Here is a 15067-nt window from a genome sequence, read left to right as displayed (position 1 = left end):
GTAAGATCCCTGAAAGATGATCAGGTTGATAGGTTCGAGGTGGAAGCATGGTGACATGTGGAGCTGACGAATACTAATAGATCGAGGACTTAACCATATAATATGTAGCAAATGTTATCTAGTTTTGAAGGAATATGCCTTCAATAGTTTGGTGATGATGGCAGAGAGGTCACACCCGTTCCCATACCGAACACGGAAGTTAAGCTCTCTAGCGCCGATGGTAGTCGGGACCTTGTCCCTGTGAGAGTAGGACGTCGCCAAGCAACTAAAAACACAAGTCATTTGACTTGTGTTTTTTTGTATTGTTAAAAAGAATAGGAAAGAAGTAAGGGTAATACAAACACGTTGCCCAAGAGTTAATCATATTATATAAAAGATGGGTGTATATTTTTCTGTAAATTGTTAAGGATTAGAAGTATAAAATAGGTTCACTTAAATAGGGAGGGAAGGTTATGAAATTACAAAGTGAAGTTTGTATTGTTTGTGAGACGAAAAGAAAAGAAGGTATATATGTTTATAATAATTTAATATGCTATGAATGTGAAAAGGATATGGTGAATACAGAGACAGATGATCCGAAATATATACATTATTTAAAGCAGCTTCGAAAACTAGAAGTATCATATTTTTAAATAGGCATATGCCTATTATTTTTTTTGTTCTGTATAATAGATAGAGAATGAATAATAAGGAAGAGATGTAGATGAATCAAAATCGTATGCCTTTATATGAGGCGTTAATAGAGTTTAAAGAAAGAGGGCCGTTATCCTTTCATGTTCCAGGTCATAAGAATGGTTTAAACTTCCCTCAGGAGGCAATAAGAGAGTTTAAAGATATTCTATCTATTGATGTAACTGAGTTAGCAGGACTAGATGATTTGCATAGTCCGTTTGAATGTATAGATGAGGCACAACAATTATTGGCTGAAGTTTATAATACAAAGAGGAGCTATTTTTTAATTAATGGTTCAACAGTCGGGAACTTAGCAATGATTTTGTCTTGTTGCGGGGAACATGATATTGTTCTTGTACAAAGAAATTGTCATAAATCAATTATTAATGCTTTAAAACTTGCGGGAGCAAATCCCATTTTTTTAGATCCATGGATTGACGAAGCTTATAATGTACCAGTGGGAGTTCGTAACGAAATTATTAAGAAAGCAATTGGAAAGTATCCAAATGCGAAAGCACTCATTTTAACGCATCCTAATTATTATGGTATGGGGATGGATCTAGAGGCAAGCATCGCTTTTGCACATGCACATAAAATACCTGTTTTGGTAGATGAGGCACATGGGGCACATCTGTGTTTGGGAGAACCATTCCCGAAGTCAGCATTAACATATGGTGCAGATATTGTAGTTCATTCTGCACATAAAACATTACCCGCAATGACAATGGGTTCCTATTTACATATAAATAGTCACTTAGTAGATGAAGAGAAGGTTACTACTTATTTAAGTATGCTACAATCTAGTAGTCCATCGTATCCAATTATGGCTTCCTTGGATATAGCACGCTTTACAATGGCACGTATAAAAGAAGAAGGTCACAGTGAAATTGTTGAGTTTTTACGAAGATTTAAGGAACAACTACGTTCTATTCCTCAAATCGCCATTTTAGAATATCCGTTGCAAGATGAGTTAAAGGTCACCGTACAAACTCGTTGTCAGTTATCAGGGTACGAATTACAGTCTGTATTTGAAAAGGTCGGTATATATACAGAGATGGCTGATCCGTACAATGTCCTATTTATTTTACCACTACAAGCAAATGAGGGGTATATGAAGGTTATAGAGATGATCCGAGTAGCATTGCAACATTATGAGGTGAAAGACAAGAGAGAATCTATTCGTTATACTTATAAAGGTGAGTTCTCTCTTTTACCGTATACGTATAAACAACTAGAAGGATATAAAACAAAGATAGTATCTATAGAAGAGGCTGTTGGAATGATAGCGGCGGAAATGGTGATTCCGTATCCACCTGGAATTCCATTGATTATGTATGGAGAGAGAATTACTTCAGGGCATAAAGAGCAAATTATGTATTTAGAGAGAGCAGGAGCTCGTTTTCAAGGGAATACGAAATATATGAAAGTGTATGATATAGAAAGTAGGTTTTAGGATGAAGGGATTATTTGTAACAATTGAGGGCCCAGAAGGTTCAGGTAAAACAACGTTAATTAAAAGCTTATTGCCATATTTTGAAAAAAAAGCACAAAAGGTAATGGCGACAAGGGAACCAGGCGGTATTGCAATTTCTGAGGACATTAGGACGATTTTACATAAACAAGAATATACGATGATGGAAGCACGTACAGAAGCGCTTCTTTATGCTGCTGCGCGCAGACAACATTTAGTAGAAAAAGTTATGCCAGCACTTAATGAGAACTACCTCGTGTTATGTGATCGTTTTATAGATAGCTCTTTAGCATACCAAGGCTATGCAAGAGGATTGGGTATGGATAAGGTATTTGAAATAAATCGTTTCGCAACAGAGGACTGTATGCCTAGTTTAACAATTTATCTAGACATTGAGCCTGAGGTTGGTTTGGCTCGGATTGAAAAAGATGCAGGACGTGAAGTAAATCGACTAGATATGGAAGATATCTCTTTCCATAAACGTGTGCGCGAAGGGTATTTACAAGTTGTAGAACGTTTCTCGGATCGTATTGTATTGGTAAATGCTGATCAGCCGATGGAAAAACTTATAGAAGAAGTTGTTCAGATTATAGAAGATAAATTGTTATAATAGAAGGAAAGAATGAAATAAGTGAGGTATGCATTATGACGAAGACGTGGGAGCAGCTTTCTGCTATACAACCCATCGGTGTAAAAATGTTGATGAATAGCATTGCAAAAGAGCGTATATCCCACGCTTACTTGTTAGAGGGAGGGAAAGGGACAGGAAAGTTTGCGACATCAATTCAAATGGCAAAGAGTTTCCTCTGTTCTGAGCGGAATGGGGTAGAGCCCTGCCATGTATGTACAAACTGTAAGCGAATTGATTCAGGTAACCACCCTAACTTACATATTGTAAAACCAGACGGATTATCTATTAAAAAGCAGCAAATTCATGATTTACAAGAAGAGTTTTCAAAAACAGGATTAGAGGCAAATAAAAAATTATATATTATTGAGCACGCAGATCGTATGACAGCAAATGCGGCAAATACACTTTTGAAATTTTTAGAAGAACCAAGTAGTGATACAACTGCTATTTTACTTACTGAACAAAGTCATCAAATTTTAAATACGATTTTATCTCGTTGCCAAGTTGTTACGTTTAGACCGTTACCTACGGAATCTTTAATTAGAAGATTACAGGATGAAGGGATTACAGCATCTTTATCGACACTTGCTGCTCAACTTACAAATAGTTTTGATGAAGCTTTAGCTTTATGTAGTGATGAATGGTTTGCACAAGCACGAGCTTTAGTGATAAAATTATGTGAAGCGCTCGAAAAAGATAAAACCTCTATTTTTTTTGTACAAGAAAAATGGGGAAAACACTTTGGAGAGAAAGAACAATTACAGCAAGGTTTAGATATGTTACTCCTTATTTATAAGGATTTATTATATGTTCAACTTGGAGAAGAAGATCGTCTTGTTTTTCATGATCAGAAAGAGATGTTTGAATCGTTTTCCTATGCTCAGAAGCGCATTGTATCAGCTCTCTTTAATATATTAGAGGCAAAAAATAGAATCAACGCTAATGTAAATGCGCAGCTTGTGTTCGAACAGTTAGTGTTGCGGTTGCAGGAGGGATGACCGTTTTGTATGATGTAGTAGGTGTTCGCTTTAAGAAGGCCGGAAAGGTATATTACTTTGATCCAAATCAGTTCGATATCTCTGAAAATGAGTTTGTCATTGTAGAAACGGTAAGAGGTATTGAATACGGAAAAGTAGTTATTACCAAAAAACAAGTTGATGAAAACGACGTTGTATTACCGCTAAAAAAGGTTATTCGTATTGCAAATGAAAATGATCGTACCATTGTTGAAGAGAACAAACATGCTGCAAAAGAAGCATATCAAGTCTGTCAACAAAAGGTAGTAGAGCATAATCTTGATATGAAACTTGTAGATGTAGAGTATACATTCGATCGTAATAAGATTATTTTCTATTTTACTGCGGATGGTCGGATCGATTTCCGCGAACTAGTGAAGGACTTAGCCGCAATTTTTAGAACAAGAATTGAACTAAGACAAATTGGTGTTCGTGATGAAGCGAAGATGCTAGGTGGTATTGGTCCATGTGGTCGTATGCTTTGTTGTTCTACTTTTTTAGGGGATTTTGAACCTGTATCCATTAAAATGGCAAAGGATCAAAATTTATCATTAAATCCTGCAAAAATCTCTGGTTTATGTGGTCGCTTAATGTGTTGCTTAAAATATGAGAATGATGAATATGAGGCAGCAAAGGAACAACTTCCTGATTTAGATCAACGTATACAAACCCCGCATGGTACTGGCCGTGTTATCGGATTAAATATTTTAGAAAGATTAATTCAAGTGGAACTAGTAGACAAGGAACGGATAGTAGAATATACGTTAGATGAGTTAGTGAATAAAGGGGTCGTTTCGAGTCAAACCACAGATTAATGAGGTGGGTGCTTGTGGAGAAAAAAGATATTTTTGAATCGGTTTCTAGTATGGAAGAGCAAATTGGACATTTATATAAACAGTTGGGAGAGTTAAAACAGCATCTTGCAGAGTTGTTGGAAGAAAACCAGCATATAAAAATGGAAAATAACAATTTGCGACACCGTTTTGAAGAAGTGCAGAATAAAGAAAAACAAAAAACTCAAAAACGTAAAGAAGTGAAGCCGAAAACAGATATTGGTGAAGGCTATGACAATTTAGCGAGACTGTATCAAGAAGGTTTTCATATTTGCAATCTACATTATGGAAGTGTACGTAAAGAGGGAGATTGTTTGTTCTGTCTGTCATTCTTAAATAAAAAGTGAAATTACCTTTCCAATTATAATTGGAAAGGTAATTTTTTATACATGAAATAGGGTAGGTTAAGGGTAAGAAAAGGAGCAGTATATGAATTTATATGAAGATGAACGTTTAGATTACTTATTAGCACAAGACATGAAGATTATACAAAGCCCATCAGTATTTAATTTTTCTTTAGATGCCGTTTTACTTGCAGATTTTGTATGGGTACCAATTCAAAAGGGGAATTTACTTGATTTGTGTACAGGTAACGCGGTTGTTCCCCTTCTATTAAGTACAAGAACAAAAGGAAATATTACTGGTGTGGAAATTCAAGAACGCTTATATGATATGGGAGTAAGAAGTGTTCAATACAATGGGTTGGAAGAAAGAATTCACCTCATACATGGAGATTTGAAAGATATGCCAGAGAAACTTGGGCGTCATCAATATGATGTTGTTACATGTAATCCACCATATTTTCAAACACCTCAAACTTCAGAGAAAAATATGAATGAACATTTAGCGATAGCTCGTCATGAAATTATGTGTACATTAGAAGATGTTGTATCTGCAAGTAGTCAGTTAGTAAAACAAGGTGGGAAAGTAGCGTTTGTACATCGTCCAGGGCGATTACTAGACATTGTCACATTAATGCGTAAATATAAAATTGAACCAAAGCGTGTGCAATTTGTTTATCCTAAGGTTGGAAAAGAAGCAAATACATTGTTAATTGAAGGAATTAAGGATGGAAATGCAGATTTGAAAATCTTACCGCCTCTCGTTGTATATGAGAACAATAACGAATATACAAAGGAGCTACGTTCAATTTTATATGGAGAAGAATAAGCACTTTTTTTATGTGGTAGAGTGCTCTGATGGAAGTTATTATGCTGGATATACAAACCATATAGAAAAGAGAATTCAGACTCATAATAGCGGCAAAGGGGCTAAGTATACACGCGTCAGGCTTCCTGTCGTTTTAAAATATGTAGAGACCCATGATGATAAGCGTACAGCTATGCAAGCGGAGTATTACTTTAAGAAATTAACGAGAAAACAAAAAGAGGCATATATGCAAAAAGGAGAACGCTATGTGGCAACAAAAAAGCTTTCAACAAAATGAAAAGGGAGTTTTATATTTAGTACCAACTCCTATTGGAAATCTAGAAGATATGACATTTCGTGCAATCCGAATTTTAAAAGAAGTTGATTTAATTGCTGCTGAAGATACGAGACAAACGAAAAAACTTTGTAATTATTTTGAAATTGAAACACCTGTCACGAGTTATCATGAGCACAATAAAGAAGTAAGTGGGAAGAAACTATTAGAGAAATTAGAGGATGGAAAGAATGTAGCACTTGTTAGTGACGCTGGTATGCCATGTATTTCTGATCCAGGTTACGATATTGTCGTTGAGGCAGTAGCTGAGCAATATCATGTAATTCCGCTTCCTGGAGCAAATGCAGCCCTTACAGCATTAATTGCATCTGGTCTTGAAACAAAGCAGTTTTATTTCTATGGTTTCTTGCAGAGAAACAAAAAGGAACGGAAGATGGAGTTAGAAAAGCTTCGTTATGTACAAACTACAATGATGTTTTATGAAGCACCTCATCGTTTAGATGATACTTTAATTTCGATGCAGGAAGTGTTGGGAAATAGAGAGATTGTATTATGTCGAGAGTTAACGAAAAAATTTGAGGAATTTATTCGAGGAACAATCGAAGAAGCAATTGAGTGGACGAAGCAAAATGAAGTACGTGGTGAGTTTTGTATTTTAGTAGCTGGTTCAACAGAAGAACCTGCTCCAGAAGAACAATGGTGGGAATCTCTTTCGGTATATGATCATATTGAATATTATATAAATGAAAAAAGTATGAATTCAAAAGAAGCGATTAAAACAGTCGCTAAAGATCGAGATTTGTCGAAAAGAGATGTATATCAAATCTATCATGTCGATAAAAAATAAGCTTCTCATAATTGAGAAGCTTATTTTGCTGTTTCGATATAATCTTGAAGTTCGTTTAAGATTTGCTCAGCGCCTTCTTTGCTTAAGATGATTTTACCTTCAGCTAAAGAAAGGTTACCGTCAGATACTTCACCAGTTACTTGGCAAGTCATGTTTGGTTTATATTTCTTTAAGATGATTTTTTCGTCATCAACATAGATTTCAAGAGCGTCCTTTTCTGCAATACCTAAAGTACGGCGTAATTCGATTGGAATTACTACACGACCTAATTCATCAACTTTACGAACAATACCAGTAGATTTCATAATTTTTTTCCTCCTAAATAAATAGTTTATAAGTTTCGAGTCTATTTTTAGATTCGTCATTTTTCGACAAAATACCCTATGGACATATGATACCAATCATTTACATTTCCGTCAATTCTTAAATTCTATATTTTTTAAAAAGATTTATAGATTTCTTATTTCTTATATATAATAGATTGAGAGGAAATTCCACAATTATTTACATTATTTTCTGAAAAAAATAATAAATTTAAAGTAGATATTGTATATTTTTTTGAAATATGAGCAATAGATGATAAAGATATCGAGCATTAAGACCTAAATTTAAAATTAGGTTGGCGTAAAGAAGATAAGTTAGATTTGGGCTGCTCGTAAAAGCCCAATTAACGTGGGCTAATAATTAGTGGGGAGGAACAAAACCCTACTGATTAAAGTTTCACTTTATATATGAGTTTTTGATATACTGTTTATAAATACATATGAGGTTATTCGGGAGGTCCAAAACAATGACAGAGGAAAATAAGTCCTTTTATATTACTACCCCAATTTATTATCCAAGTGGAAAATTACACATTGGACATGCTTATACGACAGTAGCAGGAGATGCGATGGCACGATATAAGCGTATGCAAGGTTATAATGTGCATTATTTAACAGGAACTGATGAGCATGGACAGAAGATCCAAAAGAAAGCAGAAGAGTTAAATATTACGCCACAGGCATATGTTGATAACATTGTTGCAGGAATCAAAGAGCTTTGGGAGAAGATGGATATTTCTTATGATGATTTTATTCGTACAACTGAAGATCGTCATAAAGATGTTGTCGAAAAAATCTTTAAGCAATTAGTAGATCAAGGTGACATTTATCTTGATGAATATGAAGGTTGGTATTCTGTACAAGATGAGACGTTCTATACAGAGCATCAATTAGTAGATCCAATTATGGAAGGCGACAAAGTAGTTGGAGGAAAAAGCCCAGATAGTGGTCATGATGTAGAACTTGTTCGTGAAGAATCTTATTTCTTTAGAATGGGTAAATATGTCGACAGACTATTAAAGTTCTATGAAGATAATCCACATTTCATTCAGCCGGAGTCTCGTAAAAATGAAATGATTAATAATTTTATTAAACCAGGATTAGAAGATTTAGCGGTTTCTCGTACTTCATTTGACTGGGGAGTTCGTGTTCCTGGTAACCCAAAACACGTTATTTACGTATGGGTTGACGCATTATCTAACTATATTACGGCGTTAGGTTATGGAACAGCAAATGAAGAGAAATATAAAAAATTCTGGCCTGCAGATGTGCATTTAGTTGGGAAAGAAATTGTTCGTTTCCATACAATTTATTGGCCGATAATTTTAATGGCATTAGATTTACCTCTTCCGAAGAAAGTCTTTGCTCATGGCTGGATTTTAATGAAGGATGGAAAGATGAGTAAGTCAAAAGGAAACGTAGTAGATCCAGTTACATTAATCGATCGTTACGGATTAGATGCATTACGTTATTACCTACTTCGTGAAGTTCCATTTGGATCTGATGGCGTATTCACACCAGAAGGATTTGTGGAGCGTATTAATTTCGACTTAGCAAATGACTTAGGTAATTTATTAAATCGTACAGTAGCTATGATTGATAAGTATTTTAACGGAGAAATCCCTGCATTTAAAGAAAATGTGACGGAATTTGATGAAACGTTAGTAGCGTTTGCACAAGATACTTTGAAAAAAGTAGAAGAAGCAATGGAGAATATGGAGTTCTCTGTAGCGTTAGGATCTATTTGGCAACTAGTTAGTCGTACGAATAAATATATTGATGAAACACAACCATGGGTATTAGCAAAAGATGAGAATGATCGTGAAAAGTTAGCCTCTGTAATGGCTCATTTAGCAGAAGTACTTCGTCAAACAGGTATTATGCTTATGCCATTCTTAACAGTAGCACCAAGCAAGATGTTTGCTCAGCTTGGCCTTACTGATGAAGCTCATAAATCTTGGGAAAGTCTATCTACAATTGGCTGCATTCCAGCTGGAACAAAAGTAGAAAAAGGAAACCCAATTTTCCCTCGTTTAGAAATGGAAGTGGAAGTAGAGTACATTAAAGAACAAATGAAAAGCTCTGCTCCTAAAGTAGAAGAGAAAAAAGAAGAAGAACCGAAGGCAGAAGAAATTACAATTGATGATTTCTTTAAAGTAGAATTACGCGTAGCTGAAGTACTATCTGCTGAACCTGTGAAAAAAGCAGACAAGTTGTTAAAAATTCAACTAGACTTAGGCACAGAAAAGCGTCAAGTTGTTTCTGGAATTGCAAAATTCTATTCGCCGGAAGACTTAAAAGGTAAAAAGGTTATTTGTGTAACAAACTTAAAACCAGTAAAATTACGCGGTGAATTATCGCAAGGTATGATTTTAGCGGGCGAAGAGAATGGCGTATTGTCATTAGCATCAATCGACCAAAATCTACCAAATGGTACGAAAATCAAGTAATTAAGACAAGAAAAGAGATGTTTCACGTGTAACATGTGTGAAGCGTCTTTTTTCTTTTTACACTCTCTATTTTTGCATTAAGATTGTAGTATTGTTATCGTTAAGTTATTAAAGAACTTATTTTTGTAGAATAAACTTGATTTCAATATAAAAGGAGTTATGTATTATGTTGTTTGATACACATTCACATTTGAATGCAGAGCAATTCGAAGAAGATTTGCAAGAGGTTATTTCCCGAATGAAAGAAGCGGGAGTTACTTATACAGTTGTTGTTGGTTTTGATGAAGTAACGATAAAAAAGGCGATGGAATTAGCTGAAGCCTATGATTTTATTTACGCTGCGGTTGGCTGGCATCCAGTTGATGCAATCGACATGACAGAAGAACATTTAGCTTGGTTAGAAGAACTTGCTTCTCATCCTAAAGTCGTTGCACTTGGAGAAATGGGCTTAGATTATCACTGGGATAAGTCTCCAAAAGAAATACAGAAAGAAGTATTTCGTAAACAAATTGCATTAGCGAAAAAAGTGCAATTGCCGATTATTATACATAACCGCGATGCAACTCAAGATATTGTTGATATTCTAGAAGAAGAGAATGCAGCTGAAGTAGGGGGCATTATGCATTGCTTTAGCGGTAGCGTAGAAGTAGCAGAGCGATGTGTTGATATGAACTTTTTAATTTCGTTAGGTGGACCAGTTACATTTAAAAACGCTAAGAAACCGAAAGAAGTTGCTACGGAGATTCCATTAGAGAAATTGTTAATAGAGACGGATTGTCCCTATTTAACGCCGCATCCATTTCGCGGGAAACGAAATGAACCGAGTTATGTAAAACTCGTAGCAGAAGAAATTGCGAATTTAAAAGGAATTTCTTATGAGGAAGTAGCAGAAATGACAACTAAAAATGCAAAAGTTTTATTTGGTGTTGAATAAAAAGAACGGGGGAAACCTGTTCTTTTTTATTTTGAGAAAAACTAGTAGAAGTAATCAAGAAAATAAATGTGAATGATGAAGTGTTACAATAAGGACAGAGAACAAAGATTTTTCTATTCTATTTTTTAAAATATAAGAATGGGGAAAATAATAATGGAAAAGTCGTCATTTTTTTGTTTTACTAAGTAGAGACGAAATGAGTGTGGAGGCAAGCATGAAAATAAAAGAGATTATCGTTGTAGAAGGTAAAGATGATACAGTTGCGATTAAGCGTGCTGTTGATGCGGATACAATTGAAACGAACGGTTCAGCAATCGGTGATCATGTTATTGAGCAAGTTAAATTAGCGCAGCAAAAAAGGGGCGTTATTATTTTCACAGATCCGGATTATCCTGGAGAGCGTATTCGAAAAATTATTTCTGACAAGGTTCCTGGCTGTAAGCATGCTTTTTTACCGAAGGAAGAAGCGCTTGCTAAAAGGAAAAAGGGTGTTGGGATTGAACATGCTTCTAATGAGTCGATTCGCCGTGCTCTAGAGAATATACATGAAGAAATGGAAGCTTACACAAGTGAAATTAGTTGGAGTGATTTAGTCGATGCAGGCTTAGTGGGCGGAGAAATGGCAAAGAGCCGCAGAGAAAGAATGGGTAAGCTATTAAAGATTGGTTATACAAATGCAAAACAGTTACATAAACGATTACAGATGTTTCAAGTTTCAAAGGAATCATTTGCAGAAGCTTATAAGCAAGTAATACAGGAGGAAAAAAAATGAAGGATATCGCAACGCCAAATCGTACAAAAGACATTGTTGAAAAATATGGATTTTCATTCAAAAAAAGTTTAGGGCAAAACTTTTTAATTGATACAAATGTATTAAATCGTATTGTCGATCATGCAGAAATTGGTTCAGAAAGTGGTGCAATTGAAATTGGACCAGGTATTGGTGCATTAACAGAGCAATTAGCGAAGCGTGCTAAAAAAGTAGTGGCTTTTGAAATTGATCAAAGACTATTACCAATTTTAGATGAGACGTTAGCGCCATATGGTAATGTTACAGTTATTAATAAAGACGTACTAAAAGCAGATGTACATGAAGTATTTAATGAGCAATTTGAAGAAGGGCAAGATGTAATGGTAGTAGCTAACTTACCATACTATATTACAACGCCAATTTTATTTAAATTGCTTGAAGAAAAGTTACCAGTTCGTGGATTTGTTGTTATGATGCAAAAAGAAGTTGGAGATCGTTTAGCTGCTAAACCTGGAACGAAAGAGTATGGTTCTTTATCGATTGCCATTCAGTACTATACAGAGGTTGAAACAGTTATGACTGTACCGCGTACAGTGTTTGTACCACAGCCAAACGTTGATTCTGCAATTATCCGCCTTCTAAAGCGTCCTAAACCGGTTGTAGAGGTGACAGATGAAACGTTCTTCTTTGAAGTAGTACGAGCAAGTTTCGCACAGCGCCGTAAAACTTTAATGAATAATTTATCAAATAATTTAAATGGTTTCCCGAAAGATAAGGAGTTATTGGATCGAATTTTAACAGAAGTAGGAATTGATCCAAAGCGAAGAGGCGAAACGCTATCTATTGAAGAGTTTGCAACATTAAGTAATGCATTAGTTCTTCATAAATTATCATAAGAATATGAAAGGGACAGTTCAAGTTGAACTGTCCCTTTTGTCACCTTTCTCTCTCTAAATTCATACTTTAAAAACAGGTAAGATGGCCTAATGAGTTTGGAGGTAGGAGAATGGTTTTACATGTTGGAGAATTAGTGGAACGATATTCTCATAAGAGGGATATTCTTTTTCGTATTATAGAAATAAAAGGCGAGATAGCTATATTGTTTGGAGAGGAAATTAGACTGGTGGCGGATGCGCCACTGGAAGATTTAATTAGTATAGATCAAAGAGAACATAAAAAAAGGGTGAAGCGTGAGAAAGAAACAATGGAGCGCACGTATCGTTTGTTTCAACAAGATTATGTACTGATGAAACAAAGGCATGAACATACTTCAACTGGTGGATACACAAGTGAGGTAAATTATTTTCAAATGCCGGGACGTGTATTGCATATAGATGGAGACCCTTTATATTTGCGCAAGTGCTTAGATTTATATAATAAAATTGGCGTTCCTGTTCAAGGTATTCATTGTAAAGAAACGGAGATGCATGAAAAAGTAGTAGACTTAATAGATCACTTTCGCCCAGACATTCTCGTTATTACAGGGCATGATGCATATACAAAATCAAAAGGAGTGAAGGGAGATTTAGCGGCATATAGGCATTCAAGGCATTTTGTACAGGCTGTTCGTGAAGTGCGAAAAAAATATCCATCATTGGATCAACTTGTTATTTTTGCTGGGGCATGTCAATCACATTTTGAGGCACTAATTCGTGCAGGGGCCAATTTCGCTAGTTCACCATCTAGAATTAATATTCATGCACTAGATCCTGTATATGTAGTTGGTAAAATTAGTTTTACTTCATTTATGGAGAGAGTCAATGTATGGGATGTCGTACGTAATACAATTACTGGTGAAAAGGGACTAGGTGGAATTGAAACGAGAGGGATTTTACGAACGGGATTACCTTTTCAACATTACGAAGAGTAAGCAGGATACATATGTATCTTGCTTTTTTGTATGGAGGATTTAAATGAATTTGGATAAAAAGAGGTAAGAACGTAAAGACTACGTAATGATACTTTTACAATATAGTATTTCTTCTATCTATTCAAACGCAGGATGATATTAGCTGTGAATCGCGGTTAATAATTAGGATAGATATATCGTGCTTTAAGTGTTCAATCTAAATTACAGCGAGGTGTAGCGAAGTATATGTCAAAACGTTTAGATGAAATTAAAAGCGAATTAGATCACCATCTTGGACAGCGACTTATGTTAAAAGCAAATAGTGGAAGAAGAAAAACTGTGGAGCAATCAGGTGTACTAGCAGAAACATACCGCTCCGTTTTTGTTGTACAATTGGATCAACAAGAAGATGCGTTGCAACGTGTATCTTATAGTTATGCAGATGTTTTAACAGAGACAGTAGAGTTAACATTTTATGGAGACCCTCATAATGAGGTCATTTTATAATCTGTATATCATTACATATATTCCCATAAATGAAAAGCTATATTATTTTGCATACTAACTATACCGTAGCAAAATAAGGAGGGACTCTGCATTGAGTAGACGAAGAGGTGTCATGTCAAACCAATTTAAAGAAGAGCTAGCAAAAGAGCTTGGCTTTTATGATGTTGTTCAGAAAGAAGGATGGGGCGGAATTCGTGCGAAAGATGCTGGTAACATGGTGAAACGTGCTATAGAAATTGCAGAACAGCAATTAACGAAACGAAACCAGTAGTTGTAAGATACTTTCTATGCTACGGTAGCCGAGGAGACATTCCTCGGCTTTTTGTACTCTAAAAGGTGCCATCATTTTACATAAGTAGTTTCATTCTGAATGCTTTTCGTTATAATTAGGGAAGTGTCATCGTCTTACTATAAATTTATGGTAAAATAAACGATAAAAGATTGAGTACATAGAGTGGGTGAATAGATTGAAGCTACTAGTGAAAGCACCAGCAAAGATTAATCTGTCGTTAGATGTACTGGGGAAAAGACAAGACGGATATCATGAAGTGAAAATGATTATGACAACCATTGATTTAGCAGATCGTCTAGAACTAACGGAATTAGCAGAAGACCGTATTGAAATTTTATCCCATAATCGGTATGTCCCAGACGACCAACGAAATTTAGCTTATCAGGCAGCGAAATTATTAAAAGAGAAGTTTAATGTAAAAAAAGGTGTATCTATTACTATTGAAAAAACGATTCCAGTAGCAGCTGGATTAGCAGGTGGAAGTAGTGATGCAGCAGCGACATTACGTGGTCTTAATAAATTATGGAATTTAGGGCTTACAATTGATGAGTTAGCAGAGCTTGGCGCAGAAATTGGATCAGATGTATCGTTCTGTGTATACGGAGGCACAGCAATTGCCACTGGAAGAGGAGAGAAAATTGAGCATATAAAGACTCCGCCTTCTTGTTGGGTTATTTTAGCGAAACCACATATAGGTGTATCTACTGCTGATGTGTATGGAAATTTAAAGTTAAATCGAGTTACACATCCAAATGTAGATAAAATGGTTGATGTCATAAATTCTGGTGATTATAAAGGAATTTGTGATACTGTTGGTAACGTTTTAGAAGATGTAACATTTGGAATGCATCCTGAAGTTGCCCGTATTAAATCACAGATGAAGCGATTTGGAGCGGATGCTGTATTAATGAGTGGAAGTGGTCCAACTGTATTTGGACTTGTACACCATGATTCACGAATGCATCGCATTTATAACGGATTAAAAGGATTTTGTGAACAAGTCTATGCGGTACGTTTATTAGGAGAGCGAGAAACGCTTGAATAAAG

18 protein-coding genes and 2 rRNA genes are annotated in these 15067 nt (G+C 35.5%); 19 read left to right on the top strand and 1 reads right to left on the bottom strand.

Annotated elements, in window-relative coordinates:
• The 11 genes from ACTFRY_RS29230 to rsmI form a co-directional block, all read left to right on the top strand.
• A 23S ribosomal RNA gene (locus ACTFRY_RS29230) occupies positions 1-97 on the top strand; the annotation flags it as partial.
• Between the two features lie 50 nt (positions 98-147).
• Positions 148-263, top strand: a 5S ribosomal RNA gene (gene rrf / locus ACTFRY_RS29225).
• Positions 264-452: 189 nt separating this feature from the next.
• Entirely contained in the window at positions 453-632 is a 180-nt protein-coding gene (locus ACTFRY_RS29220) for a sigma factor G inhibitor Gin (protein ID WP_000776279.1), read from the top strand.
• A 71-nt stretch (positions 633-703) separates the two neighbouring features.
• Complete coding sequence (locus tag ACTFRY_RS29215) at positions 704-2125, top strand: aminotransferase class I/II-fold pyridoxal phosphate-dependent enzyme (RefSeq protein WP_016118984.1); 1422 nt, start codon at positions 704-706, stop codon at positions 2123-2125.
• Position 2126: 1 nt separating this feature from the next.
• Positions 2127-2753 (top strand): dTMP kinase, encoded by a 627-nt coding sequence (gene tmk, locus ACTFRY_RS29210; protein ID WP_000677214.1) that lies wholly within the window; start codon positions 2127-2129, stop codon positions 2751-2753.
• A gap of 35 nt (positions 2754-2788) precedes the next feature.
• A complete protein-coding gene (holB, locus tag ACTFRY_RS29205; protein WP_098617285.1) occupies positions 2789-3772 on the top strand; it encodes a DNA polymerase III subunit delta' in 984 nt (327 codons plus the stop codon).
• 5 nt (positions 3773-3777) lie between these two features.
• Complete coding sequence (locus ACTFRY_RS29200; RefSeq protein WP_000272429.1) at positions 3778-4605, top strand: PSP1 domain-containing protein; 828 nt, start codon at positions 3778-3780, stop codon at positions 4603-4605.
• 14 nt (positions 4606-4619) lie between these two features.
• Complete coding sequence (yabA, locus tag ACTFRY_RS29195; RefSeq protein WP_000412063.1) at positions 4620-4970, top strand: DNA replication initiation control protein YabA; 351 nt, start codon at positions 4620-4622, stop codon at positions 4968-4970.
• Positions 4971-5052: 82 nt separating this feature from the next.
• The gene (locus tag ACTFRY_RS29190; RefSeq protein ID WP_016118985.1) at positions 5053-5793 is read left to right on the top strand and encodes a tRNA1(Val) (adenine(37)-N6)-methyltransferase; all 741 of its coding nucleotides are present in this window, start codon (positions 5053-5055) and stop codon (positions 5791-5793) included.
• The gene (locus tag ACTFRY_RS29185; protein ID WP_061663944.1) at positions 5780-6070 is read left to right on the top strand and encodes a GIY-YIG nuclease family protein; all 291 of its coding nucleotides are present in this window, start codon (positions 5780-5782) and stop codon (positions 6068-6070) included. Before ACTFRY_RS29190 ends, ACTFRY_RS29185 begins: the two co-directional genes overlap by 14 nt.
• On the top strand, positions 6039-6914 hold the full coding sequence (rsmI, locus tag ACTFRY_RS29180) for a 16S rRNA (cytidine(1402)-2'-O)-methyltransferase (RefSeq protein ID WP_000267821.1): 876 nt from the start codon (positions 6039-6041) through the stop codon (positions 6912-6914). The genes ACTFRY_RS29185 and rsmI overlap by 32 nt, the downstream gene beginning before the upstream one ends.
• Positions 6915-6934: 20 nt before the next feature.
• On the opposite strand, the gene ACTFRY_RS29175 is transcribed toward rsmI, so the two are convergent.
• A complete protein-coding gene (locus tag ACTFRY_RS29175; RefSeq protein WP_000843036.1) occupies positions 6935-7219 on the bottom strand; it encodes an AbrB/MazE/SpoVT family DNA-binding domain-containing protein in 285 nt (94 codons plus the stop codon).
• A 485-nt stretch (positions 7220-7704) separates the two neighbouring features.
• Between ACTFRY_RS29175 and metG the strand changes: the two genes are divergently transcribed.
• From metG to ispE, 8 genes are all read left to right on the top strand, one after another.
• The gene (gene metG, locus ACTFRY_RS29170) at positions 7705-9687 is read left to right on the top strand and encodes a methionine--tRNA ligase (protein ID WP_000134135.1); all 1983 of its coding nucleotides are present in this window, start codon (positions 7705-7707) and stop codon (positions 9685-9687) included.
• Positions 9688-9853: 166 nt separating this feature from the next.
• Positions 9854-10621, top strand: coding sequence for a TatD family hydrolase (locus tag ACTFRY_RS29165; protein ID WP_086409622.1), 768 nt, complete (start codon positions 9854-9856; stop codon positions 10619-10621).
• Between the two features lie 214 nt (positions 10622-10835).
• The gene (gene rnmV, locus ACTFRY_RS29160; RefSeq protein WP_000692835.1) at positions 10836-11393 is read left to right on the top strand and encodes a ribonuclease M5; all 558 of its coding nucleotides are present in this window, start codon (positions 10836-10838) and stop codon (positions 11391-11393) included.
• Positions 11390-12268: a 16S rRNA (adenine(1518)-N(6)/adenine(1519)-N(6))-dimethyltransferase RsmA gene (gene rsmA / locus ACTFRY_RS29155; protein WP_000651548.1), complete on the top strand. Its 879-nt coding sequence runs from the start codon at positions 11390-11392 to the stop codon at positions 12266-12268. Before rnmV ends, rsmA begins: the two co-directional genes overlap by 4 nt.
• A 110-nt stretch (positions 12269-12378) precedes the next feature.
• Positions 12379-13242 (top strand): sporulation peptidase YabG, encoded by an 864-nt coding sequence (gene yabG, locus ACTFRY_RS29150; RefSeq protein ID WP_000242868.1) that lies wholly within the window; start codon positions 12379-12381, stop codon positions 13240-13242.
• Positions 13243-13467: 225 nt separating this feature from the next.
• Entirely contained in the window at positions 13468-13728 is a 261-nt protein-coding gene (gene veg, locus ACTFRY_RS29145) for a biofilm formation stimulator Veg (RefSeq protein ID WP_000044347.1), read from the top strand.
• Between the two features lie 91 nt (positions 13729-13819).
• A complete protein-coding gene (sspF, locus tag ACTFRY_RS29140) occupies positions 13820-13999 on the top strand; it encodes an acid-soluble spore protein SspF (RefSeq protein ID WP_098617284.1) in 180 nt (59 codons plus the stop codon).
• Between the two features lie 196 nt (positions 14000-14195).
• Positions 14196-15065: a 4-(cytidine 5'-diphospho)-2-C-methyl-D-erythritol kinase gene (gene ispE / locus ACTFRY_RS29135; RefSeq protein ID WP_000772104.1), complete on the top strand. Its 870-nt coding sequence runs from the start codon at positions 14196-14198 to the stop codon at positions 15063-15065.
• Positions 15066-15067 lie beyond the last annotated feature (2 nt).

Source organism: Bacillus cereus group sp. MYBK195-1 (assembly GCF_051916605.1).
GTDB classification, from domain to species: domain Bacteria; phylum Bacillota; class Bacilli; order Bacillales; family Bacillaceae_G; genus Bacillus_A; species Bacillus_A cereus.
This window is presented reverse-complemented; position numbering and strand designations above follow the sequence as displayed.

Coding starts and splice junctions, on each gene's coding strand:
- metG (WP_000134135.1), top strand. CDS start 7,705: ATGACAGAGGAAAATAAGTCCTTTTATATTACTACCCCAATTTATTAT.
- veg (WP_000044347.1), top strand. CDS start 13,468: ATGTCAAAACGTTTAGATGAAATTAAAAGCGAATTAGATCACCATCTT.
- rsmI (WP_000267821.1), top strand. CDS start 6,039: ATGTGGCAACAAAAAAGCTTTCAACAAAATGAAAAGGGAGTTTTATAT.
- tmk (WP_000677214.1), top strand. CDS start 2,127: ATGAAGGGATTATTTGTAACAATTGAGGGCCCAGAAGGTTCAGGTAAA.
- ACTFRY_RS29185 (WP_061663944.1), top strand. CDS start 5,780: ATGGAGAAGAATAAGCACTTTTTTTATGTGGTAGAGTGCTCTGATGGA.
- ACTFRY_RS29220 (WP_000776279.1), top strand. CDS start 453: ATGAAATTACAAAGTGAAGTTTGTATTGTTTGTGAGACGAAAAGAAAA.
- holB (WP_098617285.1), top strand. CDS start 2,789: ATGACGAAGACGTGGGAGCAGCTTTCTGCTATACAACCCATCGGTGTA.
- ACTFRY_RS29215 (WP_016118984.1), top strand. CDS start 704: ATGAATCAAAATCGTATGCCTTTATATGAGGCGTTAATAGAGTTTAAA.
- rsmA (WP_000651548.1), top strand. CDS start 11,390: ATGAAGGATATCGCAACGCCAAATCGTACAAAAGACATTGTTGAAAAA.
- ACTFRY_RS29175 (WP_000843036.1), bottom strand. CDS start 7,219: ATGAAATCTACTGGTATTGTTCGTAAAGTTGATGAATTAGGTCGTGTA.
- ACTFRY_RS29190 (WP_016118985.1), top strand. CDS start 5,053: ATGAATTTATATGAAGATGAACGTTTAGATTACTTATTAGCACAAGAC.
- rnmV (WP_000692835.1), top strand. CDS start 10,836: ATGAAAATAAAAGAGATTATCGTTGTAGAAGGTAAAGATGATACAGTT.
- ACTFRY_RS29165 (WP_086409622.1), top strand. CDS start 9,854: ATGTTGTTTGATACACATTCACATTTGAATGCAGAGCAATTCGAAGAA.
- yabG (WP_000242868.1), top strand. CDS start 12,379: ATGGTTTTACATGTTGGAGAATTAGTGGAACGATATTCTCATAAGAGG.